The following is a 24,992-nucleotide window of genomic DNA, read 5'->3' as shown; positions in this document are numbered from 1 at the left end:
GGGCTCCGTTCTCCGGCGCTCCCAGGGGTGTCCATGCCGTTCACGTCCTTTGCCGCCTCCGATTCCGGTTCCGGCCGCCCGGCTCTGCCGAACCTGTGGCGGGACCGCGACTTCCGCCGGCTCTGGGTGGGCCAGACGGCCTCCCAGTTCGGCGAGCACACGGGCCTGCTGGTCCTGCCGCTCCTCGCCGTACTGACGCTCGGCGCCGACGCCGAGCGGACCGGCGCCCTCCGGGCAGCAGGGCAGACGCCTGTCCTGCTGTTCTCGCTCCTCGCCGGCGCCTGGGTGGACCGATGGCGGACCCGTACCGTGATGGTGCTGACCGACATCGGCCGCACCCTGGTGTTCGCCGCCGCGGCGGCGGCCGGATTCCTGGGTCTGCTGGGCCTCCCCGCCCTGTTCGCCGCCGTCTTCCTCGCCGGGGCCCTGTCCGTCTTCTTCGACGTGGCCTACCAGGCGTCCCTTGTCCGTCTGGTCGACCGCGACCAGTTGCTGCGGGGCAACAGCGCGCTCGAAGGCAGCCGGTCGGCGGCCCAGTTCGGCGGCCCTGCCCTGGGCGGGGCGCTGGTGTCGCTCCTGTCGGCAGCGGCCGGCGCGGCGGCGGGCGCGGCCTTCTTCGCCCTGTCCTTCCTGTCGATCAGGAGGATCCGCAGCGGCGAACCCGTTCCCGCCCACTCGCGACGGCCCGCTCGGGTGCGGCGCAGCATCCGGGAGGGCCTCGCCTTCGTGGCCGCCGACGCCTCGCTGCGGAGCGTGGCTCTCGCCTCGGCGGCCTTCCAGTTCTTCTTCGCCGCCACCATGACGGTCCAGCTGCTCTTCCTGCCGCGTGGACTGCACCTCTCCGGTGCGGCCGTCGGCCTGGCGCTGGCGGCGACGGGGCCGGGCGCGGTGGTGGGCTCGCTGCTGGCCGCGAAACTGCCCCGCCGGTTCGGGTACGGCCCCGTGCTGGTGTGCGCGGCCGGAATCGGCGACGCGGTGCTGCTGAGCGTGCCCATGCTGCACGGGCCGCCCGCCATGACGGTTCCCGTGTTGCTGGCCGTGAACGCCGTGTTCGGTGTCTTCGGCCAGCTGGTGAACGTCACGGTCATGGCGGTGCGGCAGTCCGTCACCCCGGACCGGATGCAGGGCCGGGTGGCCGCGACGATCAACTTCGCCGGACTGGGCCTCGCGCCGCTCGGTTCCCTGCTCGGCGGCCACCTCGCGCAGGAGTGGGGGCTGCGCGGTGCCCTCCTGGCGGTGACCGCGGGCATACTGCTCTCCCCGGTGCTCTTCGCGTGCTCCCCACTCGCCCGGGTGGGACGCTCGCTGCCGCGGGCAGGCACGGCGTGAAGCCCTTCGCCGCTCGCCCCGGCCGGGTGCCACCGGACTTCCACAGCGGCGTCACGGGCGAGGTGCCGGCTGAGCCAAACGGCCGGGCGGGGGAGAGGGGCGGTTGAGAGCCGGAACCCGCAAGGGCATTCTTGAACAAAGGTCGCAAAATATGTGTTCGTGGGCGACCTGCCCAGGCAGGGAGGACGAGTGATGGGCCCATGAGCATGGACGAGGCGGGCAGCGGGGGTCCGGCTCGGCCCGCGGGCGCGCGGGTGCCGGCGGAAGCCGGTGACGAGCGTCCCGTCCTTGTGCCCGCCGACGACGTCCGGTGCAGGATCCTGGACCAGCTGCCGGTTCCGGTTGCCTATTTCGGCCGGGACCAGCTCCTGGCCATGGCCAACGGGGCGGCGGCGGGCGCGGTCGGCAGGAGCGAGGCGTCGATGATCGGCCTGCTCCCGGGTGAGGTCGAGCCGGGGCTGGTCCTGGAAGGCGGCGAAGGGCTCGCCGAGGCGATCGCACGGGTGATGAGCACCGGCGAGGGCGAGCCGTACGAGACGCACCTCGTGGTGCGGAACACCGAGCACGTCTGGCAGGCCGCACTGTCGCCCGTACGCGACGCGGACGGCGAGGTCCAGGGTGTGTCCGTCGTGACGCTCGACACCACCGAACAGTTCTGGGCGCGCAGGCGTCTGGCCGTACTGACCAAGGCCAGCATGCAGATCGGCAGCACCCTCGACGTGGGGCGCACCGCCGAGGAACTGGCCGAGCTCGCCATCGAGGACTTCGCCGACTTCGTGACGGTCGACCTGCTCTCCGAGGTGCTCACCGGCGACGAGGCGCGATCCGTGCTGCACAGGGAGAAGATCTCCTTCCGGCGGGTGGCCCAGCGGTCCGTACTCGGGGACTCCCCGGAGTCCGTCGTTCCGCTCGGAGAGATCCACGACTACGACCGGGACTCGGTCGTCGGCCGCACCCTGATCCGCGGGGAACCCACGCGCTGCACGGTTGACGAGGCATCCCTGCGGCGATGGACGGAGGACCCCGCCAGAGCGCGGAGCCTTCGGGACAACAAGATCCACTCGGTCCTGGTGGTCCCGCTGCGGGCCCGCGGCGTCACCCTCGGCGCGGCGCTGTTCTGCCGGCACAGGACTCCCGGCGGATTCGCCACCGCGGACCTGCAACTCGCCGCCGAGCTCGTCTCGCGGGCGGCCGTCTGCATCGACAACGCCCGGCGCTACACCCGCGAGCGGGCCACGGCACTCGCCCTGCAGAGCAGCCTGCTGCCCCGCCGCGCCGCCCGGCAGCAGGCCGTCGAGGTCACCACGCGCTACCTCCCGAACACCGATGGCGCGGGCATCGGCGGGGACTGGTTCGACGTCATCCCGCTGTCCGGCGCCCGGGTGGCCCTGATCGTCGGTGACGTCGTCGGTCACGGCCTCCACGCCTCGGCCACCATGGGCAGGCTCCGCACCGCCGTGCGGACCCTCGCCGATGTCGACCTCGCCCCCGAGGAACTGCTCACGCAGCTCGACGACCTGGTGATGACCCTTGACCGGGAACAGCCCCCGGACAGCGCCGAAGGGGCCACGGTCGCGGGCGCGACCTGCCTCTACGCCGTGTACGACCCAGCCACCGGATGCTGCACGATGGCCAGGGCGGGGCACCCCGAGCCGCTGCTGGCGCGGCCGGACGGCACCGTCGACCGACTGCCCCTGCCCGTCGGCCCACCACTGGGGGTGGGCGGCGTGGCCTTCGAGGCTGCCGAATTCCCACTGGCCGAGGGAAGCCGGCTGGTGCTGTACACGGACGGGCTGATCGAGACGGCGGGACACGACATCGATGCCGCGCTCGCCGAACTGCGCGGACTGCTCGGGCACCCCGAGCAGTCCCTCGAAGAGACCTGCGACTCCGTCATGGACGCGATGGTCCCCGAGCAGCCGAACGACGACGTCGCTCTGCTGGTGGCCCGTACGCGCCGTCTGGACGCGGGCCACTACGCCGCGTGGGACCTGGTGGCCGACCCGGCCGTCGTGTCCAACGCGCGCAAGCGGGCCTCCGCGCAGCTGATGGCATGGGGCCTCGACGACGCCGTGTTCACCACTGAGCTGGTCGTCAGCGAACTGGTCACCAACGCCATCCGCTACGGAGGCGAGCCGATCCAGCTCCGGCTCATCAGGGGCACCGCCCTCATCTGCGAGGTCGTCGACGGCAGCAGCACGGCACCGCACCTGCGGCGGGCCCGCATCTTCGACGAGGGCGGACGCGGCCTCCTGCTCGTCGCGAGCATGACCGAGCGCTGGGGTACCCGCTACACGGCCACGGGAAAGACGATCTGGGCCGAACAGCCCCTGCCCGGCGCCGAGGAGGCCGACCTGGTCTGAGGCCGCCTGCCGTCGGTCCTGGACGTTCCGGCGGGCGGTCCTCGGCGCAGGCCCGGGAAGCGTGGTGCCGTACCGATCTCTCCGCGACGGTCCCGGGGCGGCGGCGGACGGCTCGATCGGGCGCCGTGCGGCACCGGCCGTCCGGCCCTCGTCCCCTCCGGCCCCGGCGGGGCGGGCCCTCGCGCGGCCGAACTCGCGGCGGTCACGGAGGTGCTGCGGGCGGGGCCGACCGGACCCTCGAACCGCGCGGGAACACGGACGGCCCCGCCGTCCGTGGGGACGGCGGGGCCGTGGGCACCGGTGTGTCCCGGCCCGGACCCTGTCCGGACGGCGCGGACCGGGGGCGTCCGCATGCCCCGCCGCCAGGTGGCTCCCCGCCCGGGGAGCCACCTGACGGTGATCAGGCCGCCGGTGCCGGGTAGGTCGGGTACTCCACCCCGGAGACGTGCTGGACGACCCGGACGACCTGCGAGGAGTAGCCGAACTCGTTGTCGTACCAGAGGTAGAGGATCGCGTTGTCGCCCTCCACCTTGGTGGCCCCGGCGTCGACGATCGACGCGTGGCGCGAGCCGATGAAGTCGCTCGACACCGCGTCCGGGGCGGTGATGAAGTCGATCTGGCGCCGGAGCGGAGAGGTCAGCGACACGTTACGGAGGTAGTCGAGGACCTCCTCGCGGCTGGTGCCCCGCGCGAGCTGCAGATTCAGGATCGCGATGGAGACGTCCGGCACCGGTACGCGGATCGAGCTGCCGGTGATCTTCGCCTGGAGGTCGGGCAGCGCCTTGGTGACGGCGGAGGCGGCACCCGTCTCGGTGATGACCATGTTGAGCGGTGCCGAGCGGCCACGACGGTCCGAGTTGTGGTAATTGTCCAGGAGGTTCTGGTCGTTGGTGAACGAGTGGACGGTCTCCACATGGCCGCGCAGCACGCCGTACTCGTCCGCCATCGCCTTCAGCGGCGGGACGATCGCGTTGGTGGTGCAGGAGGCGCAGGAGATGATCTGCTCGTCCGGCTTGATCGTGTCGTGGTTGACGCCGTGCACGATGTTGGGGACGTCGCCCTTGCCGGGGGCGGTCAGGACGACCTTCGCGATGCCGGGCCGCAGGTGCTTGGAGAGACCCTCGCGGTCGCGCCACCGGCCGGTGTTGTCGATGAGGATGGCGTCCTTGATGCCGTACGCGGTGTAGTCGACCGCAGTCGGGTCGTCCGAGTAGATGACCTGGATCTCGTTGCCGTTGGCGATGATCCTGCTGTTCGCCTCGTCGACGGTGATCGTGCCCTGGAACTGGCCGTGGATCGAGTCGCGGCGCAGCAGCGAGGCGCGCTTGACGATGTCCTGCCCGGCGCCCTGGCGTACGACGATGGCGCGCAGCCGCAGGCCGTTGCCCGAGCCGGTCTTCTCGATCAGGAGGCGGGCCAGGAGACGGCCGATGCGGCCGAACCCGTAGAGGACCACATCGCGCGCCTCGCGGCGCTCCGTCTTGTTCTCGCCGGTGGCACCGGCGACGGCCTCCGCGGTGAAGTCCTCCACCGACAGGCCGCGGTCGTCGGTCCGGTACGTCGCGGCGAGCATGCCGAGGTCGATCTGCGACGGGCCGAGGTCGAGCGCGGTGAGTGCGTGCAGGAAGGGCAGCGTCTCGGTGACCGAGAGCTCCTCGCCGGCTATCTGCCGGGCGAAGCGGTGGGTCTTGAGGATGCTGACCACCGACTTGTTCACCAGGGAGCGGCTGTGGAGCAGGACCGTCACGTCCCGCTCCCGGTGCAGCTTTCCGATGATCGGGATCATCGACTCCGCGATCTCCTCGCGGGTCTTCCAATTGGTGAACGAGTCCTCGGTGGCAGTCACAAGTCCATCTTTCGAGCTAGGCGGTGCTCATATGTTAACCGCACCAGATTTTGATCATGCACTCGGTGCCGTCCGTCCGGACCCGTCGGGACGGAAGCGCTTCGGTCATGTGGCCTCGCGCCCACTCGAGAGGCCGGGGCGGTGGCCGGACCTCGCGCCCCTCCGGAACCCGGCCCCGGTGCCGCCGGCTGGTGCGCATCGGGAACGCCCGGGAGAGGCGCCGCTCTGCGGCTGCGGTCGCGCAGGTCTGACCTGGCCAGGGCATCGCACAGGGGTCAGGCAACCGCGGAACCCCGCGGAACGTCATCGAGGCATGACGCCTTCGCCTTCGAACCCCGAACGACGGTATTCCTACGGCTGCGGCCGTCCCGACTGCTGTGGCACGCCCGTGACGGGTCACAGCGACTGCCTGGCACACCTGGAGTCCGCCGACCGTGCCGTCTATCTGGCATCGCTGCATCCCGGAGCCGACATCGATCACCGCGGTACCACCCTCGGCCGAGCCCTGCTGGGCGAACTGCTTCTGGCCGTGCGCGATCCGGAGAGCCGCCACCCGATCCTGGGGCGCGCCCGGTTCGAGGAGGCGGTCTTTCCCGACGGGGCCTTTTTCCACGAAGCCGAATTCTCCTCGGAGGCTCACTTCCGTGCTGCGCGGTTCCTGCGCTTCGCGGGGTTCCGCAGGACTCGCTTCGCGGGACCGGCGGACTTCGCCGACGCCTGCTTCGAGGACGAGTCGAGCTTCGTGCAGGCGCGGTTCGAGGGCCAGGCGCTGTTCTACGGAGCGCGTTTCCACGGCGAGGCCGAGTTTCTCGGCGCCCGATTCCACGACGTGGCCTGGATGGGCGGCGCGAGGTTCGGCACGGTGCAGTTCGACGGCGCAGGGTTCGACGGCGAGGCCGATTTCAACCACGTGCGTTTCGACAGCGAAACGAGCTTCACCTCTGCTGAGTTCGGGGGGCGGGCGACCTTCTCGGGGGCCCGTTTCGAGTGCGGCGTGTCATTCGGCTGGGCTCACTTCGCCATGCTTCCGGTCCTGGGGCCGCTGGTGAGCCGTCAGACGCTTTCACTGCGGAACGCGGTGTTCGACGGTCCGGTCGTCATCGAAGCGGCGGCCTCCGGTCTGGACGGCGGACGGACCCGCTTTGCCTCGACGGCGACCCTGCGGCTGCGCCATGCCGAGCTGGATCTGACCGACGCGGTGTGTGAGTACCCGGTGACGGTCGCGGCCCGGGCCACTCCGTTCGCCGTCGGCGGCTCGCACCCGCTGCCGGAGGACGGGCTCCCCGGCGACCCCGGCGTGCGGCTGGTTTCCGTGAACGGGGTGGACGCGGCGCACCTGATGCTGCACGACATCGACCTGAGCGCCTGCCGGTTCGCGGGCGCCGTCCATCTCGACCAGCTGCGGGTGGACGGCTGGTGCACCTTCGCCGTGCCCCCCACCGCTACGAGGCGGCTGTGGAGCCCTCGCAAAGTGCTGGCCGAGGAGCATCACTGGCGCGCTCGGGCCGGCCGGACGCCTGGACGAAGACGTGGCTGGACAAAGGCACCGGACGGTACCCCCGGCCTGCGGCCGGCCGCGATCGCCGCGCTGTACCGGCAACTGCGCAAGTCACTGGAGGACGGCAGGAACGAGCCCGACGCGGCGGACTTCTACTACGGTGAGATGGAGATGCGCCGCAACGACGCGAGCAGGACGATGCCGGAACGTGCCCTGCTGACCTCGTACTGGGCCCTGAGCGGCTACGGGTTGCGGGCCTCTCGTGCCCTGATCTGGCTGCTGACGGCCATGACCGGCACGCTGTTGGTGATGATGCTGTGGGGGCTGCCGGCCGATGATCCGAAGCCTCTGACCAAGGGCAGGCAGGTGGCGGTGGGGCAGGACATCGCCTTCGTCACCGAGACCCCGGACCCGGTCAACCCCGCCGGGCCGGTGGCCGGTCGTCTCACCACCGAGCGCTTCGAGAAGGCCGTGCGGGTAGTGATCAACTCCGTGGTCTTCCGCTCGTCCGGCCAAGAGCTCACCACCGTCGGCACTTACAGCGAGATGGCCTCCCGCCTCACGGAACCCGTCCTGCTGGGTCTTGCCGTCCTGGCGGTCCGCAACCGCGTGAAACGCTGACGAGGCCCCCCCTCGGTCCCGCTGCGAGCCGCCGCGAGGCCGAGGGGCGGGCGCCGGGAGCGTCGCCGGGCGCCGAGGAGTCCCCCATCTGGAAGCCGGAGCCCGGCTACTGCGCCGCGCCGGCCCGCTCCTCGTCGGCGTCGAGGATCGAGATCTCCAGCTTGCGCAGGAGCCGCGCGAGTTGCCGGCGTTCGGAAGGGGACAGCCCTGCGAGCATGCGGTTCTCGTTGTCGAGGTGCTCGACGAACGCCGTGTCCACCGTGGCGAGGCCCTTCTCGGTGAGGCGGGAGTACACCACGCGGCGGTCCTGGGTGTCGCGTTCACGCACGATCAGGCCGTCCTTCTCCAGCCGGTCGATGCGCAGGGTCACCCCGGCGGACGACACGAGTCCGGAGTCGGCGAGCTGCCCCGCCGTCAGCCGGTAGGGCTCGCCCGACCTGCGCAGCGCCGTCAGCACGTCGAAGCCCGCCACGGACAGGCCGTGCCGCTCGACGGACTCGGTGAGGCCGGTGCTGTAGCGCAGGAAGGAGCGGTGGAGCCGGGCGAGGACCTCGAGCGGGCTCGTGTCCAGCTCCGGCCGCTCCCGGGCCCAGTCAGCGACCACCTTCGCCACGGCGTCCTGGTCCGCAGGCCTTGCAGCTGCCATCTCATCCCCTCGTACGGCGCGGGCCGGCGTCCCTCCGGCTTCTCACGGTACTGAGAATCTTACCGCTGAGGCGATACGGGGATCAGCCGCGCGAGCGCCCCCGCAGCACCCTGATCAGGACGACGGCGGCGAGCACGGCGGCAGCGGGCACGGCCGCCTTCCTCAGCAGGACCGGCAGCGCGGCCGCGCCGAGGTCCACCGCCTCCGGCTCCGCCGGGAACGGCGCGGGTGCCGTGCTCGCGATGCCCTCGGGCCCGGGACCGCCGTCCCGCAGCAGATCCTCCAGGCGGCCGGCGAACTGCTGGACCAGCCGGTCCCCGACCTCGGTCATGATGCCCCTGCCGAACTGCGCGGGGCGGCCGGTGATGTCGAGATCCGTGCGTACGTGGACACGGGTGCCGTCGGCGCCCGCCGTCAGCGTCGCGGTGACCGTCGCGGACGCGGTCCCCGCGCCCCGGGTCTCGCTGCCGCTGAGGTCGAGGTGCATCGACCGCGCGGCCTCGTCACGCGTGACGGTGCCCTCCCCGCGGTAACTCATCTGCACCGCACCGATCTTGACCTTGACCCGGCCGGTGAAGGCGTCACCGTCGAGCGTGTCCAGTACGGCGCCGGGCATACAGGGCGCTACCCGGCCGAGGTCGTGGAAGAGCTTCCACGCGTCGTCGGGGTCCGCCGGAACGGTGAACGAGTGGTCGAGCTGCATGGGTTCCCATCCTGGGTTCGGGGGTGGTGGTGCGGGTCAGCCGGGCGTGACCGACGGGCGGATCAGGTCGCGCACCCGGCTCGGTGAGAGCGGGCCCCGGCGCACGACCGCGCCGAAGGGGCGCAGCGCGTCCTCGACGGCGTTGGCGAGCACGGCCTGCGGGGCGATCGCGCCGCCCTCTCCGAGCCCCTTGACGCCGAGGTCGTTCATCGGACTCGGGGTGTGGATCTCGTCCATGTCGAGGTCGGGGATCTCCGAGGAGGTCGGCACCAGGTAGTCCATGTAGGTGCCGGTCCTGGGCTGCCCGTCGGGGCCGTAGACCATCTCCTCGTACAGGGCACCGCCGATCCCCTGCGCGATCCCGCCGGTCACCTGGCCCTCGGCGATCATCGGGTTGACGATGACGCCCGCGTCGTGGACGACGACGTAGTGCAGGATCTCGACCGCGCCCGTGTGCTCGTCGACCTCGACGACCGCCGCGTGCGCGCCGCTCGCGACGGCGAAACCGGGCGGCCGGAAATGCACGGTCTCGCTGAGTTCGGTGCCGTGCCGTCCGTCGGCGGGTTCGGGTGTCCCGGGCAGTGCCGCGCGTCCGGCCAGCTCCGTCAGGTCGATCGAGGGGCCGCCCGGTTCCTTCGAGGCCACCACCCCGTCACTCAGGTCGAGGCTGCCGGCCGGGACACCGAGGCGGCGTGCCGCCGCGTCGATGATCTTCTCGCGGACCAGCCGCCCGGCCCGGTGCGTGGCGTTGCCCGCGTTGACCAGGGCCCGGCTGGCGATGGTACCGACACCGAACGGGGTGGCCTCGGTGTCGCCGCCCGTCACGTCGATGACGCCGATCGGGACGCCGAGGGCGTCGGCGGCTATCTGCGCCATGGACGTCCGGTGGCCCTGCCCCTGGGACGGGGCACCGATGGCCAGACGCACACGCCCGGTGGGGGCGATGTCGATGCGGGCCGTCTCGAACGGCCCGAGACCGGTGGCCTCGATGTACATCGCGAAGCCGATGCCGAGGTGCCTGCCGTCCCGGCCGCCCGCACGCTGCCGGGCTCGCACCCCCTCCACGTCCGCCTTCGCCACGGCGCGGCGCAGGAGTTCGGGGAAGTCGCCGGAGTCGTAGGACTGCGGGCTGCCCGAGCGGTCCACCAGACCGGTGGCGTAGGGCATCTCGTCCGGGCCGATCAGATTGCGCGCCCGGAGCTCCTCGGGCGCGATGCCCAGCTCGGCGGCGAGCCGGTCCATCGCGCGTTCCATGGCGAAGACCGTCTCCGGCCTGCCCGCGCCCCGGTAGGGCGTCGCGAAGGTGGTGTTCGTGAGCACCCCGGTCACGTCGATGTCGACGTGCGGGACGCGGTAGGGGCCGAGGAGATGGCACAGCGAGTTGTACGGCACCACGAGGCCGGTCATGTTGTACGCGCCGAAGTTCACCGTGATCCGGTCGCGCACGCCGACGATGTGGCCCTCGGCGTCCGCGGCGAGCTCGATCAGATGGATCTGCTCGCGGGCGTGCGAGGAGGCGGTGAGGTTCTCGTTGCGGTCCTCACGCCACAGCACGGGACGGCCGAGCAGACGTGCGGCGTACGGCACGAGGAGTTCCTCGACGTAGAGGATGCCCTTCTGGCCGAAGCCGCCACCCACGTCGGCCGCGATCACGTGGACCGTGTCGGCCGCGAGGCCGAGCGTGTGGGCGATCGCCTCGCGCAGCCGGTGGGGCGTCTGCGTCCCCGACCAGACCGTCAGCCGGTCGCTGTACGGGTCCACCCGGGCCGACACCGCACGGGTCTCGATCGGCGACGCCACATAGCGGTGCGCCTCGAACCGCTCGCTCACCACGGTGTGCGCGGAGGCGAAGGCGGTGTCCGGGTCGCCGACGCGGGCGTGGACGGCCACCGCCGTGTTGTCCGGGAGGTCCCCGTGCAGCAGGGGCGCCTGCTCCGTCAGCGCCTCCTCGGGGTCGACCAGTACGGGCAGCGGGGCGTAGCGGACGTCGACGAGTTCGAGCGCGTCTTCGGCGAGATAGCGGTTCTCGGCCAGGACCAGGGCGACGGGCTGGCCGACGTAGAGCACCGTGCCGTCCGCGAGGAGGGGCATCGGCGTCATCCGGACCGTCGGGTCCAGGATCGCCGCGAGTCCCGGCGGGGTGCGCAGCTCCTCCTTGTTGAGCATCGGCGGCAGGCCGGCCACGTCCTCGCCGGTCCACACCGCCACGACACCGGGCGCCTCCAGCGCCGCCTTCACATCGATGGACTCGATACGGGCGTGGGCGTGCGGGCTGCGCAGGAACGCCGCCTCGACGCCGCCCGGCAGGGCTATGTCGTCGACGTAGCGGCCGTCACCGCGCAGCAGCCGGTCGTCCTCGACGCGGGGAACGGCCCGGCCGATCCAGCGGTTGTCCTGCGGTTCACCATCACGGGACATACGGGTCACTCCCCGAAGCGCTCGTCGAGTGCCTGGCACACGGCACGGCGGATGTTGCGGTAGCCGGTGCACCGGCACAGATGCCCGCTGAGCGCGTCGGCGACCTGCTCGGTGCCGGGGCGTTCGGGCTGCTCGGTCAGCGCGGTGGCGGTCATGACGAATCCCGGGGTGCAGAAACCGCACTGCATGCCGTGGCACTCGTGGAAGGCGCGCTGGACGGGCGACAGGGGGGCGTCGCCGGGGGCGAGGCTCTCGACGGTGCGGATCACCGCCCCCTCGCACTGCACGGCCAGGGTCAGGCAGGTGCGTACCGGTTCGTCGTCGACGAGCACGGTGCATGCCCCGCACACCCCGTGCTCACAGCCGACATGGGTTCCGGTGAGGCGGAGACGGTCCCGGAGGAAGTCGCTCAGCAGAAGCCGGGACTCGACCTCGGCGGTGATCTGCTCGCCGTTCACGGTGAGCTCGATCCGGTGCCAGCCGGAGGGTTCGGACAGGGGCGGGGCCGCGGCGGTGAGGGGGGCCGTTGGACGAGGGGTCATCAGCTGCGCTCCCAGGCGGTGGTACAGGCGCGGACGAGGAGGTGGGCGGCGGTCTCGCGCCGGTGGCCGGCGCTCGCGTGGACGTCGTCCGAGGGGGTCAGTCCTGCCAGCGCGGCGCGGGACGCGGCGGCAAGGGCCTCCTTGCCGACGCCGGTGCCGATGAGGGCGTCCTCTGCGGTGTGCAGGCGTACCGGCACGGGGCCGGCCCCGCTGAAGACGACGCGCGCCGTGCGGACCGTGCCCGAGCCGGAGTCCCGTTCCAGCAGCACGGCCACCCCGACGGTCGCGAAGTCGCCGTGCCGACGGGTGAGTTCCTCGAACGCCCAGCCGCACCCGGCCGGGGGTGGGGGCACGACGACCTCCGTGAGGAGCTCGTCGGGTTCGACGGCGGTGGAGAACGTGGCCACGAAGAAATCCCCGGCGGAGACGGTACGGCTGCCACGGGGGCCGGTGATCACGAAGCGGGCGTCCAGAGCCCGGGCGGCGGTCGGCAGTTCGGCGGCCGGATCGTGATGGGCGAGGCTGCCGCAGACCGTACCGCGACTGCGGATCTGCGGATGGCCGATGCGCTCGATCGCGGCGGCCAGCAGGGGCCACCCGCGCCGGACGGAGGGATCGGCCGCGGCTCGCGCCTGCCTGACGGCGGCGCCGATGTGCAGGGCCCCGGAGGGATCGACGGTCAGTGCGGCCAGGTCCGGTATGCGGGTGATGTCCACGAGCAGCTCGGGGCGCGCGAGGCGCATGTTGAGCATGGGTATCAGGGACTGGCCGCCCGCCACGACCTTGGCGTCCCGGGCCGGATCGGCGAGGAGGGCGACGGCCTCGGCGACGGTGCGCGGGGCTGTGTAGTCGAACGGTGTGGGTTTCAATCTGCTGCCACCGGGCCTCTCGGATGGTCGTCACGCCGTGGCGCTCTGCGGATGCACGGGAGATCGACACGCACAGATCTATCTAGTACCTAAAATGATTTACACTAAAGTTTCTCGTTGGCAAGAGGTTCTCGCAGATTTCATGGCCCGAGGTGAGCGAAATGCGACATGTCATCGACCAGGCGGCGGCCTGGCAGAGGTCCGGCACCCGCTGTGTGATGGCGACCGTGGTGCGTGCCTGGGGCTCGGCCCCGCACGGCCCCGGCACCTCGATGCTGGTGGCCGAGGACGGCCGCATCGTCGGCAGTGTCTCCGGTGGCTGCGTCGAGGCCGCGGTCGTTGCTGCGGCGGAGGAGGTGTTCGCGGGCGGGCCACCGGTCGTCGAGCGCTGGGGCGTCGGTGACGAGGACGCCTTCGCGGTGGGTCTGACCTGCGGCGGGACGATCCAGGTGCTGATCCGGGAGGTACGTGCCGAGGTGCCGCTCGACCGGGTCTCGGCGGACCTCGCGGCAGGTGTCCCGGTCGCGCTGGTCACGCCTGCCGACGGGGTGGGCGCACTGGCCGTGGGGGGCGGTACCGTGAACGGCTCACTCGGAGATCCGGCCGTGGACCGGGCCGCCGCGCTCGCGGCCGAGGGCATGCTCGGCCGGGGCGAGAGCGGTCCGCTGACCGTGGGGGAGGGCCGGGCGGACGGTCCCGGCGGCGTGGCGCCGGACTGCGTCCCTGAGCGGCGGTTGCTGGTGCAGTCCTTCGCCGTCAGGCCGCGACTGATGATCTTCGGGGCCTCAGAGTTCGCGCGGCCCCTGGCGGAGTTCGGGGCGGCCCTCGGGTACCGCGTCACGGTCTGCGACGCCCGGCCCTCGTTCGCCGATGCCCGTCGCTTCCCGGCCGCCGACGAGGTGGTGCGCGACCTGCCGGACCGCTGGTTCCGGGCCCACGAGCACCTGGTCGACGCCTCGACCGCGGTGTGCGTGCTGACGCACGACCACCGCTACGACCTGCCGGTCCTGACCCTCGCGCTCCGCAGCGACGCGGGCTACGTAGGGGCCATGGGGAGCCGCCGCACGCACGAGGACCGGAGCGCGCGGCTGCTTGCGGCGGGCGTGTCCGAGGCCGAACTTGCCCGTCTGTGCTCGCCGATCGGCCTCGACCTCGGCGGCCGGGGTCCCGAGGAGACCGCGCTCTCCGTGCTGGCGGAGGTCGTCGCCGTGCGCCGTGGCGGGGGCGGCCTGCCGCTCACCGCCGGGACAGGGCCCGTGCACCGTACGTGACTCGTTTTGAACGACTGTTTTTCTGAACACCCGTTTAATCTGAGGCATGTGGATCCAGAGAGCAAGAGCGAGAAGCGGCGGCGGTCCGAGGGCCGCTCTGGGGCAGGGGTGCCCGAGGCGGGCTCACAGCGCCGCCCCGGCTCCCACGACCCGGAAGGCAACCGCAGGGCGGTGCTCGACGCGGCACGGCGCCTGTTCGGCGCACACGGCTACAGGGGGGTGGGGGTACGCGCCATCGCGGCGGAGGCGGGTGTGACGCCCGGCCTCGTGATGGCGTACTTCGGTACCAAGGACGGCCTGTTCGGCGCGGCGGTCGCCGGCGGGGCCGGGGTGGGCACAGACGTACTCGCCGCCGCCGCGGGGGCCGGGCCGGGCGCCGGGCCGGGAGATGTGCCGGGCGTGCTGGCCCGCGCCTACCTCGACCGGTGGGACCGGCTGCCCGCCGACGACCCCTGGCCCGCCCTGATCCGCTCGGCGGTCAGTCACCCGCCGAGCGCGGAGATGCTGCGCACGATCCTCGACAGGCAGGTGGGGGAACCTCTGGCGCAGGTGATCGGCACGGGGGCCGAGGCGGACGTACGGGCGTCGATGATCCGCAGCGTCCTCTTCGGCGTCATCATGGAGCGCTACGTCTTCGCGCACGAACCCGCGGCGTCCGTGCCGACGGCGGAGCTGGCGCCGGCGCTGACGGAGGTGCTGGCCGCCGCGTTCGGCGGGCCCCCCGGGGCGCCGTCGCGGAGCGACTCCACGGCGGGCGAACCGGTGGCGGGCGCTTCCGTGCCGGGCGACCCGGCGGCGGGCGCTTCGGTGCCCGGCGCATCCTGGGCAGGCCGGCCCGCAGCGGGAGATGCCTCGGGGAGGGCCCTTCCGCGCCCCGTTCCTTCCGCAGGCCCCCCACCGGCCGCCCCGCACGCCGGTGCCGGCGCACCCGCGCCCGAGCGGACGGCCGGGACGCCCCGATCCCTGTTCGCGCTGCTGAACGACTGCGCCGCGCGTCATCAGCTGGCCGTCGGACGGGCCCTGCGCGCCCACGGCGTCAGCCTGGCCGCGTACGACGTGCTGGCCGCTCTGCGGGAAGCGGGAGCGCCCTACCGGATGACGATGGGCGAGGTCGCGGCGGCGGGCGCGGTCCGCGCCGGAGGGCTCACCCAGCAGGCCGACCGGCTGGCGGAGGCGGGCCTCATCCGGCGGGAGCGCGACAGCGGGGACCGCCGGATCGTCCGGCTGTGCCTCACGGCGCAGGGCCTGGAGCTCACCGGCCGGGTGGCAGAGGTGCGGGCCGCGCAGGAGCGGGAGCTGCTGGCCGGAATGGCACCCGGGGACCGGCGGCAGCTCACCGAGCTGCTGGGGTCCCTCGGGAAAACGCTCGGGGCCGGTGGCCAGGAGCAGTGAGTACTGTCTCCGGCCGCCGGCCCCGAAGCGGATTCGTCAGGAGTTGAGCTCCTCCAAGGTCTTGCCCTTGGTCTCGATGGCGAACCAGGCGATCACCGCACCCACCGCGCCCATCACGGCGAGCTGCGCGAAGACCAGGGCGAGGCTGCCGCCCGACCCGATGATCGCGCCGACCGTCACCGGGCCCAGAATCACGCCGATCCGGTTCCACAGACCACCGAACGCCGCGCCCTTGGCCCGGTTGAACGTCGGGTACATCTCGGGGGAGTAGAGGTAGAGGCCGGCGTTGATCGCGTACAGGAAGAAGGTCGTGCAGGAGGCGAACAGGGCGACCTGGCCGCCCGAGGTCGCGCCGGCGACCGCGAGCACGCCGAGCGAGAGCACGGTGCCGACGAACGCGCCGATCAGCGCCGGCCTGCGGCCGATGCGGTCGACCAGCATGGCCACGACGAAGGTGCCCAGCAGGCCGGTGATGTTGCTGAGCAGTGTGTAGACGAGCGCGGTGGTGAGGTCCAGGTCGAACTCCTTCGTGTAGAGCGAAGGGAGCCAGGTGGAGATGCCGTGGTTCACGTAGTACGCCACGAACCACAGCCCGGACAGCACCGCCGTGCGCCGCAGGTAACGCCCCCGGAACAGGTCCATCAGGGTGCCCTTGGGCTCCTCCTGCGCGTCCGCCGAGGGGGCCGGGGCGGGGAGCTCCTCCGCGGTGGCGCGGGCGACCTGGGCCTCGATCCGGGCGATGGCGGCCTCCGCCTCGGCCGTGCGGCCACGCGACAGCAGCCAGCGCGGGGACTCCTCGACATGGCGGGGCAGCAGTGCGGCGATCAGGACCGGCAGGGCGCCGACGACGAACATCGCGCGCCAGCCGAAGGAGGGGACCACCCAGACGGCGAGCAGCGTGGCCGCCGCGAGCCCGGCCGGGAAGATCATCTCGTACAGCAGCACGAAGCGGCCCCGTTTGTCGGACCGGGCGATCTCGTTGATGTACGTCGCCGCGACCGGCACGACGCCGCCGATGCCGAGACCCTGCACGAAGCGGAAGAGCGAGAAGGTCTCGATGCTGCCCGAGAAGGCGACGGCGAGGCTGGCCGCACCCGTCACCGCGACGCCGAGGGCGACCGTGCGCACCCGGCCGATGTGGTCGCCCAGCCAGCCCGCGACCAGGGCGCCGAGCAGCATGCCGACCGAGGCGGAGGTGACGGCGAACGTCGCCTGCCCGGTGGTGAGATCCCATTCCTTCATCAGGACAGGCAGTGCGGAGGCGGCCAGGAGCTGGTCGAACGCCTCGAAGAAGGTGACGGCCCCGATGAGGAACCGGACCTTGATGTGCCAGCGCGAGTGCGGCAGCCGTTCAAGTCGTGCCGCTATGGAACCGAGTGCTGGCTTGCCGGCCACAGTCGTCATGGAGGGGATCCTTCCGCGGGCAGATGAGTTGCGGAGACAGTAGGGTCGAATACCTAAGCGGTCAATAGTTAAGAGCTTAGGAAGCTGGGCCCCTGCGACTCGGCCACCATCATCGATGCCGCGGATGCGGTGCTCAAGGACTTCCCGGCAACGATTTCACCTCGGGGTCTTGTGTCGAGAAACTTAAGCGCTTAGATTTCTAGTACTTCGGCAGTCCGGTGGTTGTCCGCAACGAGCCTGTCCGTCACCGGAGTCCACCCCATTCCGCCTCGCCCGGAGGTCCACCCGTGCAGTTCTCCACCGACATCCTGATCGCGGGCCAGTGGCGGCGCGGCGCGGGCGAGCCCGTCGACACGGTCGACCCGGCCACCGGCCGCGTTCTCGCCACCGTCCACGCCGCCTCGGCCCGGGAGGTCGACGAAGCGGTCGAAGCCGCCGCGGCGGCCGTGGCGGACCCCGCCTGGCGCGATCTGCCCGCCCACGAGCGGGCCCGGCTGCTGCACCGGATCGGCGAGCTCACCGAGCAGGCGGCGGACGAGCTCTCCGCCGTGCAGACGGCCGACACCGGCAAGACCCTCACCGAGACCCGGGCCCTCGCGCTCAGCGCCGCTGGCACCTTCCGCTACATGGCGGCCGTCCTGGAGACCGCCGAGGAATCCGTCACGCCCTCCCGGGGCGCGTACGTCACCGTGAGCACGCACGAACCCATCGGTGTCGTCGGAGCGATCAACCCCTGGAACTCCCCGGTCGCCAGCGACGCACAGAAGATCGCCCCCGCCCTCGCGGCAGGCAACGCGGTCGTCCTCAAGCCCGCCGCCTGGACCCCCCTGGTCTCCCTGGCGCTCGGGCGCCTCATCTCCCGGGCGCTCGCGGAGTTCCGGCTCCCGCCCGCCCTGCTCTCCGTGCTGCCGGGGAGCGGAAGGGTGGTGGGGGACGCACTCGTACGCCACCCCCTGGTCGGCCGGATCGGTTTCACCGGAGGTACGGAGACCGGGCGGTCGATCGCCGAGATCGCCGCCCGGAAGCTGATCCCCGCCTCGCTGGAGCTGGGCGGCAAGTCCCCGACGATCGTGCGTGCCGACGCCGACGTCGAACAGGCCCTGGCCGGAGTGCTGTTCGGGATCTTCTCGTCCAGCGGTCAGTCCTGCATCGCCGGCTCCCGGCTCTTCGTGGCGCGCGAGATCTACGACTCCTTCGTCGGTGAACTCGTCGAGCGCGTACGCAAGCTGCGGGTCGGCCCCGGCACCGACCCGGCCACCCAGGTGGGGCCGTTGGTCCATCACCGTCACCGTGACTCCGTCGCCGCCTACGTCGACCTCGCCCGATCCGAGGGCGCGCGCGTGCTGTGCGGCGGTGCGGCGCCCGAGGGTGAGCCCTACGAGGGCGGGGCGTACTACCTGCCGACCGTGCTCGACGGGCTCGCGAACACCTCGCGCACCTGTCAGGAGGAGATCTTCGGCCCGGTCCTGGTCGCCCTGCCTTACGACGACGAGGACGACCTGGTCCGCCAGGCGAACGACTCCGTCTACGGCCTGGCCTGCGGCATCTGGACCCGCGACCTCCGGGCGGCCGGGCGGCTCGCGCGCCGGATCGAGGCCGGAACCGTCTGGATCAACACGTACAAGCAGTTCAGCGCCTCCACCCCCTTCAGCGGGTGGAAGGACAGCGGTCTCGGCACGGAGAAGGGCCGCGACGCGATCCGCGCCTACCAGCGTCAGAAGTCCCTGTACTGGGGCATCTCGGACCACCCGCTTCCCTGGGCCAACTGACCCGGCACCCTGCCCGTCCTGGAGGATTCATGCACCATCCACCGCCCGGTCCGATCGCCCGGCTCCGCTCGCTGCGCTACGTCGAGCTGCACACCCCGGCCTTCACCGAGGCCGCCGGCTTCTACGAGGACGTCTGGGGCCTGGAGACCGTCGAGTCCGACACCGGCGCCCGCTGGCTGCGCGGTACGAGCGACGAGCACCACGTCCTGCACCTGACCCAGCGGGACAGGGTCGGCCTCGGCCGCATCGCCTTCGCCGTCGCGACCCCCGCCGAGGTCGACGAGGCCGCACGACGCCTGGAGGCACGCGCCCTCGTGCCCGTCGCCGGACCCGGCCCGCTGGAACAGGCCGGCGGCGGCTACGGGCTCAGGTTCACGGATCCCGAGGGGCGCCTCATCGAGATCAGCGCCCAGGTCGAGGCCGTCGCCCCACGCGGCCGGGACGGCGCCGTCCCCGTCGGGGTGACGCACGCCGTGCTCAACACCACCGACATCGACGCCGCCGTCGCCTTCTACTGCGACGTACTCGGCCTGCGCGTCTCCGACTGGTCCGAGCACCAGATGGCGTTCCTGCGCTGCAACAGCGACCACCACTGCATCGCCTTCAACCAGGCCGAGTGGACCTCGCTGAACCACGTGGCGTACGAGATGACCTCGGTCGACCACTTCATGCGGGGCCTCGGACGGCTGCGCCACCACGGCATCACCCCGCAGTGGGGACCCGGACGCCACGGCCCCGGCAACAACACCTTCTCGTACTTCACCGACCCGTCCGGGCTGGTCTGCGAATACACCTCCGAGGTCGCCCAGATCGTCGAGGACGCCTGGATCGCCCGCGTATGGCGCAGGGTCCCCGAACTGTCCGACCTGTGGGGGACGGCGGGCCCGCCGTCGAAGGAGATCCGCTGCAGCATGGCCGGCTCCCCGGACCCCGGCCCGCTCGCCCCCCTCGATGCCCAGGGCCCCGGCCCGCTCACTCCCCTCGACGCCCAGGAGGCCACCGCATGAGCACCGTACGCAAGGTCGCCGTCGTCGGCTGGGGGGCCATCGGCCGGGTCGTAGGAACCGCGCTCGCCGAAGGCCGCGTGACCGGCGCCGAACTGGTCTGCGTCGTGGACAACCGCCCGCTCGGCGAGGCCGCCCCCGTGCGCCAGGCCACCTTCGAGGAGGCACTGGAGCTCTGCGACCTGGTCGTCGAGGCCGCGGGTCAAGGCGTCGTACGCGAGTGGGGCGAGCGGGTGCTGGAATCCGGCACCGATCTGCTGGTCGCCTCCACCGGAGCGCTGACCGACGACGAGCTCGCCAAGCGGCTGCTGGCCGCGGGCCCCGGCCGGGTGTACTTCACGGGCGGCGCCGTCGGCGGCCTCGACCTGCTCCAGGCGGTGCGCACCCTGGGCCCGCTCGACGAGGTCCGGCTGACCACGACCAAGCTGCCCTCGACCCTCGAACAGCCCTGGATGGACGAGGAGTTGCTGAGCCGGATGCGCGAGGCGACCGGCCCCGTCGAGGTCATGTCCGGCACGGCCCGTGACGTGCCGGTCAAGTTCCCCAAGTCGACGAACGTGGCCGCCTCGGTCGCGCTGGCCGTCGGCGACCTGGACACTGTGCGGGTCCAGGTCGTCGCCGACCCGGCGGCCCACCACACCCGCCATGTGATCGAGGCGTCCGGCGCCCACGGCGCGTACCGCTTCGAGGTCGCGCACCTCCCCGACCCGGGCAACCCGGCCACCAGCCAGGTGGTGCCGTACGCCGTCCTGCGCAGCCTCGCCGCGCTCGCCGGCCGGACCGGGCAGATCCTGTGAGCGCCGTCCACGTCCACGTCGAGGAGGCGGGCGACCAGGGGCCCCTGCTGCTCTGCCTGCACGGCATCGGCTCCTCCTCGGCGGCCTTCGCCCCGCAGCTCGCCGAACTCTCCTCCTACGTACGGGTCGTGGCCTGGGACGCACCCGGTTACGCCACGTCGCCCGACCCCGATGCACCGCTGGGGCTCGACGACTTCGCCGACACCGCGGCAGCCCTCATCCGGGAACGTGCCACCACCGCGCACGTCCTCGGTGTGTCCTGGGGCGGAGTGATCGCGCTGCGGCTCGCGGCCCGCCATCCCGAGCTCGTCGACTCGCTGATCATCGCTGACTCCAGCCCCGGATCCGGCACCGACGAGGCCAAGGCCGCGGGCATGCGGGCCAGGGCCGCCGACCTCGCCGAGCTCGGCCCCCGCGCCTTCGCGGAGGCCCGGGGCCCGCGCCTGGTGTCACCCGGCGCCCCGGACGAGCTCGTACGCCGCGTCGTGGACACCATGGCCGCCTCGGTACGGCTGCCGGGCTACGCCTACGCCGCCGAGTCCATGGCCTCCGCGGACCTGCGCGCCGACCTCCCCTCGATCGCCGCCCCCACCCTCGTCCTCTGCGGCGAGCAGGACGGGGTCACCGGCATCGAGGCGAGCCAGGCCATCGCCGGGGCCATCCACAAGACCGCCTACGTGATCGTCAAGGACGCCGGTCACCTGGCCAACCAGGAGCAGCCGGGCCACTTCAACGCCTGGGTGCTCTCCCACCTCCGCATCACCGCCGCCATCCCCGAACAGGAGCCCTCACCATGCCTCTGACCACCGACGCGTACGACAACGGCGACGACCTCTCCGCGTACACCGACTCGCTCATCGCCACCAAGGCCTCCCGGGTCGCCGACTTCGACACCCTCTCCTTCCAGGAGAAGGCCGGCCCGCAGTTCCGCCGCGGCCAGATCCGCTACGTCGGCTCCGGCGCGACCGGCAACCACGAGAGCGACAGCCGCATCCTGCCGTCCGGCGGATTCACCTTCTCCAACATGCTGCTGCCGCCCGGTGCCGAGGGCCCGGCCCACACCCACCACGACGTGGAGGAGGCCTTCTTCGTCCTGGAGGGCGAGGTCAAGGTCGGCATCCACCGCGGCGCCGACGAGGCCGAGTACCGCACCCTCGGGTACCGCGACATGATCGTCGTCCCCGCCGGCGTGACCCGGTCCCTGAAGAACGAGGGCGACACCGACGCCCTGTTCTGCGTCGTCATCGGGACGCAGAAGCCGCAGGTGCCGACCTACCCCGAGTACTCGCCGATGCACGGCGTCACCCGTGGCTGACCTGCCCCCGGCAGGCCGGCGGACCGTCGTCGTCACCGGAGCGGGCCGTGGCCTGGGACTGGCCATGGCCCGCCGGGCGGGCACCGACGGCTTCCGGGTCGTCCTCGCCGAGCTGGAGCGTGAGCGCGGGGAGCGCGCGGCCGAAGGACTGCGCGCCGAGGGCATCGACGCCCACTTCGTACGCTGTGACGTCGCCGACCCCGCGTCGGTCGAGGCGCTCGCCGAAGCGGTGCGAGGGCTCGGCCCGCTGTACGGCCTGGTCAACAACGCGGCGCTCGCCAACGGTGTGGGCGGCAAGGAGTTCCAGGACATCGACATCGAGGTCTGGGACCGGCTGATGGCGGTCAACGCCCGCAGCCCCTGGCTGGTGTCGAAGGCGCTCCACCCGCTCTTCACCTCACCCGGCCGCATCGTCAACATCGCCTCGGACGCGGCCCTGTACGGCTCCCCGCGCCTCGCTCACTACATCGCCTCCAAGGGCGCCGTCATCGCGCTGACCCGCGCCATGGCACGCGAACTCGGCGAGAAGGGGATCACCGTCAACGCGGTGGCCCCCGGCCTCACCGAGTGCGAGGCCACCGAGACCGTGCCCGCCGAGCGGCACGACCTCTACCGCATCAACCGGGCCATCTCCCGGCCGCAGCAGCCGGACGACCTCACCGGGATCGTCTCCTTCCTGCTCGCCGAGGAGTCCCGCTATCTGACCGGACAGGTGATCGCCGTCAACGGCGGCTTCACCATGAACTGAACCGCAGGAGATACGAGTTATGGATCTGGGCCTCGCCGACCGCACCATCGTGGTCACCGGCGGCAGCTCGGGCGTCGGCCTGGCCACGGTCCGCGCCCTGCTCGACGAAGGCGCCCGCGTCGCCACCTGCGGACGCGACGCCGACCGGCTCGCCGAGGCCGCCGCCGGCCTCGGCACGGGAAGTGACCGCCTGCTCACCGGCGTCTGCGACGTACGCGACCCCGACGCCGTACGCGACTTCGTCGCACGCACCGCCGACGCGTTCGGCGGCATCGACGGGCTCGTGAACAACGCCGGTCAGTCCCGCATGAAGGGCCTCGACGACTCCACCGCCGAGGACTGGCGCGACGAGCTGGAGCTGAAGTTCGCCGGGGTCCTCCATCCCCTCCAGGCGGCACGGCCCCATCTCGCCGCGTGCGGCGCGGCGAGCGTGGTCAACATCAACGCGGTCCTCGCCAAGCAGCCCGAGACCCGGCTGATCACGACGAGCGCCGCCCGCGCCGGCATCCTCAACCTCTCCAAGTCCCTGTCCGTGGAGCTCGCCGGGGACGGCATCCGGGTCAACTCCGTCTGCCTCGGCCTCGTGGACACCGGGCAGTGGACCCGCCGCCACGCCGCGGCGGACTCCGGCCTCACCTACGAGGAATGGCAGGCGGAACTCGCCGAGGACCGGGGCATCGCGCTGCGCCGCCTCGGCAGGGCCGAAGAGGTCGCGTACGCGGTCGTCGCCCTGCTCTCGCCCCGCGCCTCCTACATCACCGGCACCAGCATCGACGTCTGCGGCGGCGTCGGCCGCTCCATCCTCTGAGGAGACACCACCATGCGTCACGACAACGGAGGCGATCTCCTCGTCACCGTCCTGCGCGAACTCGGCATCGACACCGTCTTCGGCATCGTCAGCGTCCACAACCTGCCGCTCGTCGAGGCAGTCGACCGGGAGCTGCGGTTCGTCCCCGTGCGGCACGAGGCGTCCGCCGTGAACGCCGCCGACGCCTACGGCCGCGCCCGGGGCAGCCTCGGCTGCGCCCTGACCTCCACCGGCACCGGAGCCGGCAACGCCGCCGGTTCGCTGATCGAGGCGCTCAGCGCCGGCAGCTCCGTGCTGCACATCACCGGCCAGGTGGAGAGCGAGTTCCTCGGCAGCGGACGGGGGTTCATCCACGAGACCAAGGACCAGCTCGGCATGCTCACGGCCGTCTCCGCCCACGCGAGGACCGTCCCGGACACCGAACAGGCCGGACGCGTCCTGCGCGAGGCGGCCCGCTCGGCCCTCGCCGCACCCGGTGGACCGGCCAGCGTGGAATGGCCGATCGACCTCCAGTACGCGGCGCAGACGGACGAGCCCGCCGAGCCAGGAACGGCCGCCCCCCTCGCACCCGCCGAGGCCGAACTCGCCGCAGCAGGCGCGCTCCTGGCCTCCGCCCGACGCCCGCTCGTGTGGGCGGGAGGCGGCGCGAACACCGCACGCGACGAGCTGGCCGCCCTGCTGGAGGCGACGGGAGCCGGTCTGATCACCTCGAACTCCGGTCGCGGCAGCGTGCCCGAGGACCACGGACAGGTCATCGGCAACTTCGCCACCACACCCGCCGTGCGCGCCCTCCTCGCCGACGCCGACGTCCTGCTCACCATCGGCACGCACTTCCGGTCCAACGAGACGGCCGACTACACGCTCGGGCTCCCCGCGGCCCACATCCAGATCGACGTCGACGCCGCCGCGCTGGGCCGTGTCCACCCCGCCACGCACCCCCTGCACGGTGACGCGGCGGTCACCCTGACCGGTCTGCTGGGCCACGCCCGGCCCGCCGAACCCGGCTGGACGGACCGCGTCGGCGCCGTACGCACCGAGGTGCGCGCGATCCTGCACGAGAACATCGGTCCCCAGGCCGCGATCTGCGACGCCATCCGCGCCACCCTGCCCCGCGAGGCGGTCGTCGCGCGCGACGTCACCATCCCCTCCAGCAGCTGGGGCAACCGCCTCCTGGAGATGTACGACCCCAGGGACAACGTCTTCCCGCGCGGCGGCGGCATCGGACAGGGGCTCGGCATGGGCATCGGCGCGGCGCTCGCGCGGCCCGGCGCGCCCACCGTCGTGATCGCCGGCGACGGGGGGCTCGCCGTCCACCTGGGCGAGCTCCTCACCCTCGCCCAGGAACGGCCCCGCCTGACCCTGATCGTCTTCAACGACGGCGGCTACGGAGTCCTGCGCAACATGCAGGACCACCACGGCGACCGGCGCTCGGGCGTCGACCTGACCACCCCCGACTTCGCCCTGCTCGCCCAGGCCTGCGGCCTGCCCTACGCCCGCATCGGCGCCGCGGAGGAGGCGGAGGCGGTGATCGGCGCAGCCGTCGCCTCGGACGGTCCCACGCTCGTCGAGGTCGACCTGGACGCGCTCGGCCCGATGAAGAACCCGTTCACCCCGCCCGTGCGGATCCCGGGCCAGTAGCCCGGCCGCCT

Annotated in this window: 20 protein-coding genes; 13 read left to right on the top strand and 7 right to left on the bottom strand. The window is 72.3% G+C overall.

Features of this window, described 5'->3' with window-relative positions; translation table 11 throughout:
* Positions 1–33 precede the first annotated feature (33 nt).
* Positions 34–1,329 carry an MFS transporter gene (locus ACFY8O_RS18285; protein WP_387903495.1) on the top strand — a complete coding sequence of 432 codons (1,296 nt, stop codon included), beginning with the start codon at positions 34–36 and terminating at the stop codon, positions 1,327–1,329.
* A gap of 200 nt (positions 1,330–1,529) precedes the next feature.
* A complete protein-coding gene (locus tag ACFY8O_RS18280; protein ID WP_387903492.1) occupies positions 1,530–3,692 on the top strand; it encodes a SpoIIE family protein phosphatase in 2,163 nt (720 codons plus the stop codon).
* A 400-nt stretch (positions 3,693–4,092) separates the two neighbouring features.
* On the opposite strand, the gene ACFY8O_RS18275 is transcribed toward ACFY8O_RS18280, so the two are convergent.
* A complete protein-coding gene (locus tag ACFY8O_RS18275; protein WP_145811392.1) occupies positions 4,093–5,538 on the bottom strand; it encodes a glyceraldehyde-3-phosphate dehydrogenase in 1,446 nt (481 codons plus the stop codon).
* Positions 5,539–5,926: 388 nt separating this feature from the next.
* Between ACFY8O_RS18275 and ACFY8O_RS18270 the strand changes: the two genes are divergently transcribed.
* Positions 5,927–7,657 carry a pentapeptide repeat-containing protein gene (locus ACFY8O_RS18270; RefSeq protein ID WP_387903488.1) on the top strand — a complete coding sequence of 577 codons (1,731 nt, stop codon included), beginning with the start codon at positions 5,927–5,929 and terminating at the stop codon, positions 7,655–7,657.
* Between the two features lie 106 nt (positions 7,658–7,763).
* Here the strand turns inward: ACFY8O_RS18270 and ACFY8O_RS18265 are convergent, their stop codons facing one another.
* From ACFY8O_RS18265 to ACFY8O_RS18245, 5 genes are all read right to left on the bottom strand, one after another.
* Complete coding sequence (locus ACFY8O_RS18265) at positions 7,764–8,303, bottom strand: MarR family winged helix-turn-helix transcriptional regulator (protein WP_387903485.1); 540 nt, start codon at positions 8,301–8,303, stop codon at positions 7,764–7,766.
* Between the two features lie 82 nt (positions 8,304–8,385).
* Positions 8,386–9,006 (bottom strand): SRPBCC family protein, encoded by a 621-nt coding sequence (locus ACFY8O_RS18260; protein ID WP_145811399.1) that lies wholly within the window; start codon positions 9,004–9,006, stop codon positions 8,386–8,388.
* 36 nt (positions 9,007–9,042) lie between these two features.
* Positions 9,043–11,424, bottom strand: coding sequence for a xanthine dehydrogenase family protein molybdopterin-binding subunit (locus ACFY8O_RS18255; protein WP_387903482.1), 2,382 nt, complete (start codon positions 11,422–11,424; stop codon positions 9,043–9,045).
* Positions 11,425–11,429: 5 nt separating this feature from the next.
* A complete protein-coding gene (locus tag ACFY8O_RS18250) occupies positions 11,430–11,966 on the bottom strand; it encodes a (2Fe-2S)-binding protein (RefSeq protein ID WP_387903480.1) in 537 nt (178 codons plus the stop codon).
* Complete coding sequence (locus ACFY8O_RS18245) at positions 11,966–12,835, bottom strand: FAD binding domain-containing protein (RefSeq protein ID WP_387903477.1); 870 nt, start codon at positions 12,833–12,835, stop codon at positions 11,966–11,968. Before ACFY8O_RS18245 ends, ACFY8O_RS18250 begins: the two co-directional genes overlap by 1 nt.
* Before the next feature lie 161 nt (positions 12,836–12,996).
* Between ACFY8O_RS18245 and ACFY8O_RS18240 the strand changes: the two genes are divergently transcribed.
* Both ACFY8O_RS18240 and ACFY8O_RS18235 read left to right on the top strand, forming a co-directional pair.
* Positions 12,997–14,106, top strand: a complete 1,110-nt coding sequence (locus ACFY8O_RS18240) for an XdhC family protein (RefSeq protein WP_387903475.1) — start codon at positions 12,997–12,999, stop codon at positions 14,104–14,106.
* 48 nt (positions 14,107–14,154) lie between these two features.
* Positions 14,155–15,498: a TetR/AcrR family transcriptional regulator gene (locus ACFY8O_RS18235; RefSeq protein ID WP_387903473.1), complete on the top strand. Its 1,344-nt coding sequence runs from the start codon at positions 14,155–14,157 to the stop codon at positions 15,496–15,498.
* A gap of 36 nt (positions 15,499–15,534) precedes the next feature.
* On the opposite strand, the gene ACFY8O_RS18230 is transcribed toward ACFY8O_RS18235, so the two are convergent.
* Positions 15,535–16,902, bottom strand: coding sequence for an MFS transporter (locus ACFY8O_RS18230; protein ID WP_145811410.1), 1,368 nt, complete (start codon positions 16,900–16,902; stop codon positions 15,535–15,537).
* A gap of 287 nt (positions 16,903–17,189) precedes the next feature.
* Here ACFY8O_RS18230 and ACFY8O_RS18225 point away from each other — a divergent pair, with 287 nt between their 5' ends.
* From ACFY8O_RS18225 to ACFY8O_RS18190, 8 genes are read left to right on the top strand one after another with little or no spacing between them, the layout of a single operon-like run.
* Entirely contained in the window at positions 17,190–18,671 is a 1,482-nt protein-coding gene (locus ACFY8O_RS18225; RefSeq protein WP_387903470.1) for an aldehyde dehydrogenase, read from the top strand.
* Between the two features lie 29 nt (positions 18,672–18,700).
* A complete protein-coding gene (locus ACFY8O_RS18220; protein ID WP_387903467.1) occupies positions 18,701–19,678 on the top strand; it encodes a VOC family protein in 978 nt (325 codons plus the stop codon).
* Positions 19,675–20,472: an aspartate dehydrogenase domain-containing protein gene (locus ACFY8O_RS18215; RefSeq protein WP_387903464.1), complete on the top strand. Its 798-nt coding sequence runs from the start codon at positions 19,675–19,677 to the stop codon at positions 20,470–20,472. Before ACFY8O_RS18220 ends, ACFY8O_RS18215 begins: the two co-directional genes overlap by 4 nt.
* Positions 20,469–21,275, top strand: a complete 807-nt coding sequence (locus tag ACFY8O_RS18210; RefSeq protein ID WP_387903461.1) for an alpha/beta fold hydrolase — start codon at positions 20,469–20,471, stop codon at positions 21,273–21,275. The genes ACFY8O_RS18215 and ACFY8O_RS18210 overlap by 4 nt, the downstream gene beginning before the upstream one ends.
* Positions 21,266–21,787: a cupin domain-containing protein gene (locus ACFY8O_RS18205; protein ID WP_073749699.1), complete on the top strand. Its 522-nt coding sequence runs from the start codon at positions 21,266–21,268 to the stop codon at positions 21,785–21,787. Before ACFY8O_RS18210 ends, ACFY8O_RS18205 begins: the two co-directional genes overlap by 10 nt.
* Entirely contained in the window at positions 21,780–22,535 is a 756-nt protein-coding gene (locus ACFY8O_RS18200) for an SDR family oxidoreductase (RefSeq protein WP_387903457.1), read from the top strand. The genes ACFY8O_RS18205 and ACFY8O_RS18200 overlap by 8 nt, the downstream gene beginning before the upstream one ends.
* Positions 22,536–22,554: 19 nt before the next feature.
* Entirely contained in the window at positions 22,555–23,343 is a 789-nt protein-coding gene (locus ACFY8O_RS18195) for an SDR family oxidoreductase (protein ID WP_387903454.1), read from the top strand.
* A 12-nt stretch (positions 23,344–23,355) separates the two neighbouring features.
* Positions 23,356–24,981: a thiamine pyrophosphate-binding protein gene (locus ACFY8O_RS18190; protein WP_387903451.1), complete on the top strand. Its 1,626-nt coding sequence runs from the start codon at positions 23,356–23,358 to the stop codon at positions 24,979–24,981.
* The last annotated feature ends 11 nt before the right edge of the window (positions 24,982–24,992 follow it).

Origin of the sequence: Streptomyces argenteolus, from assembly GCF_042902585.1 — a bacterium.
In the GTDB taxonomy this organism is placed as follows: Bacteria; Actinomycetota; Actinomycetes; order Streptomycetales; family Streptomycetaceae; genus Streptomyces; species Streptomyces argenteolus.
This window is presented reverse-complemented; position numbering and strand designations above follow the sequence as displayed.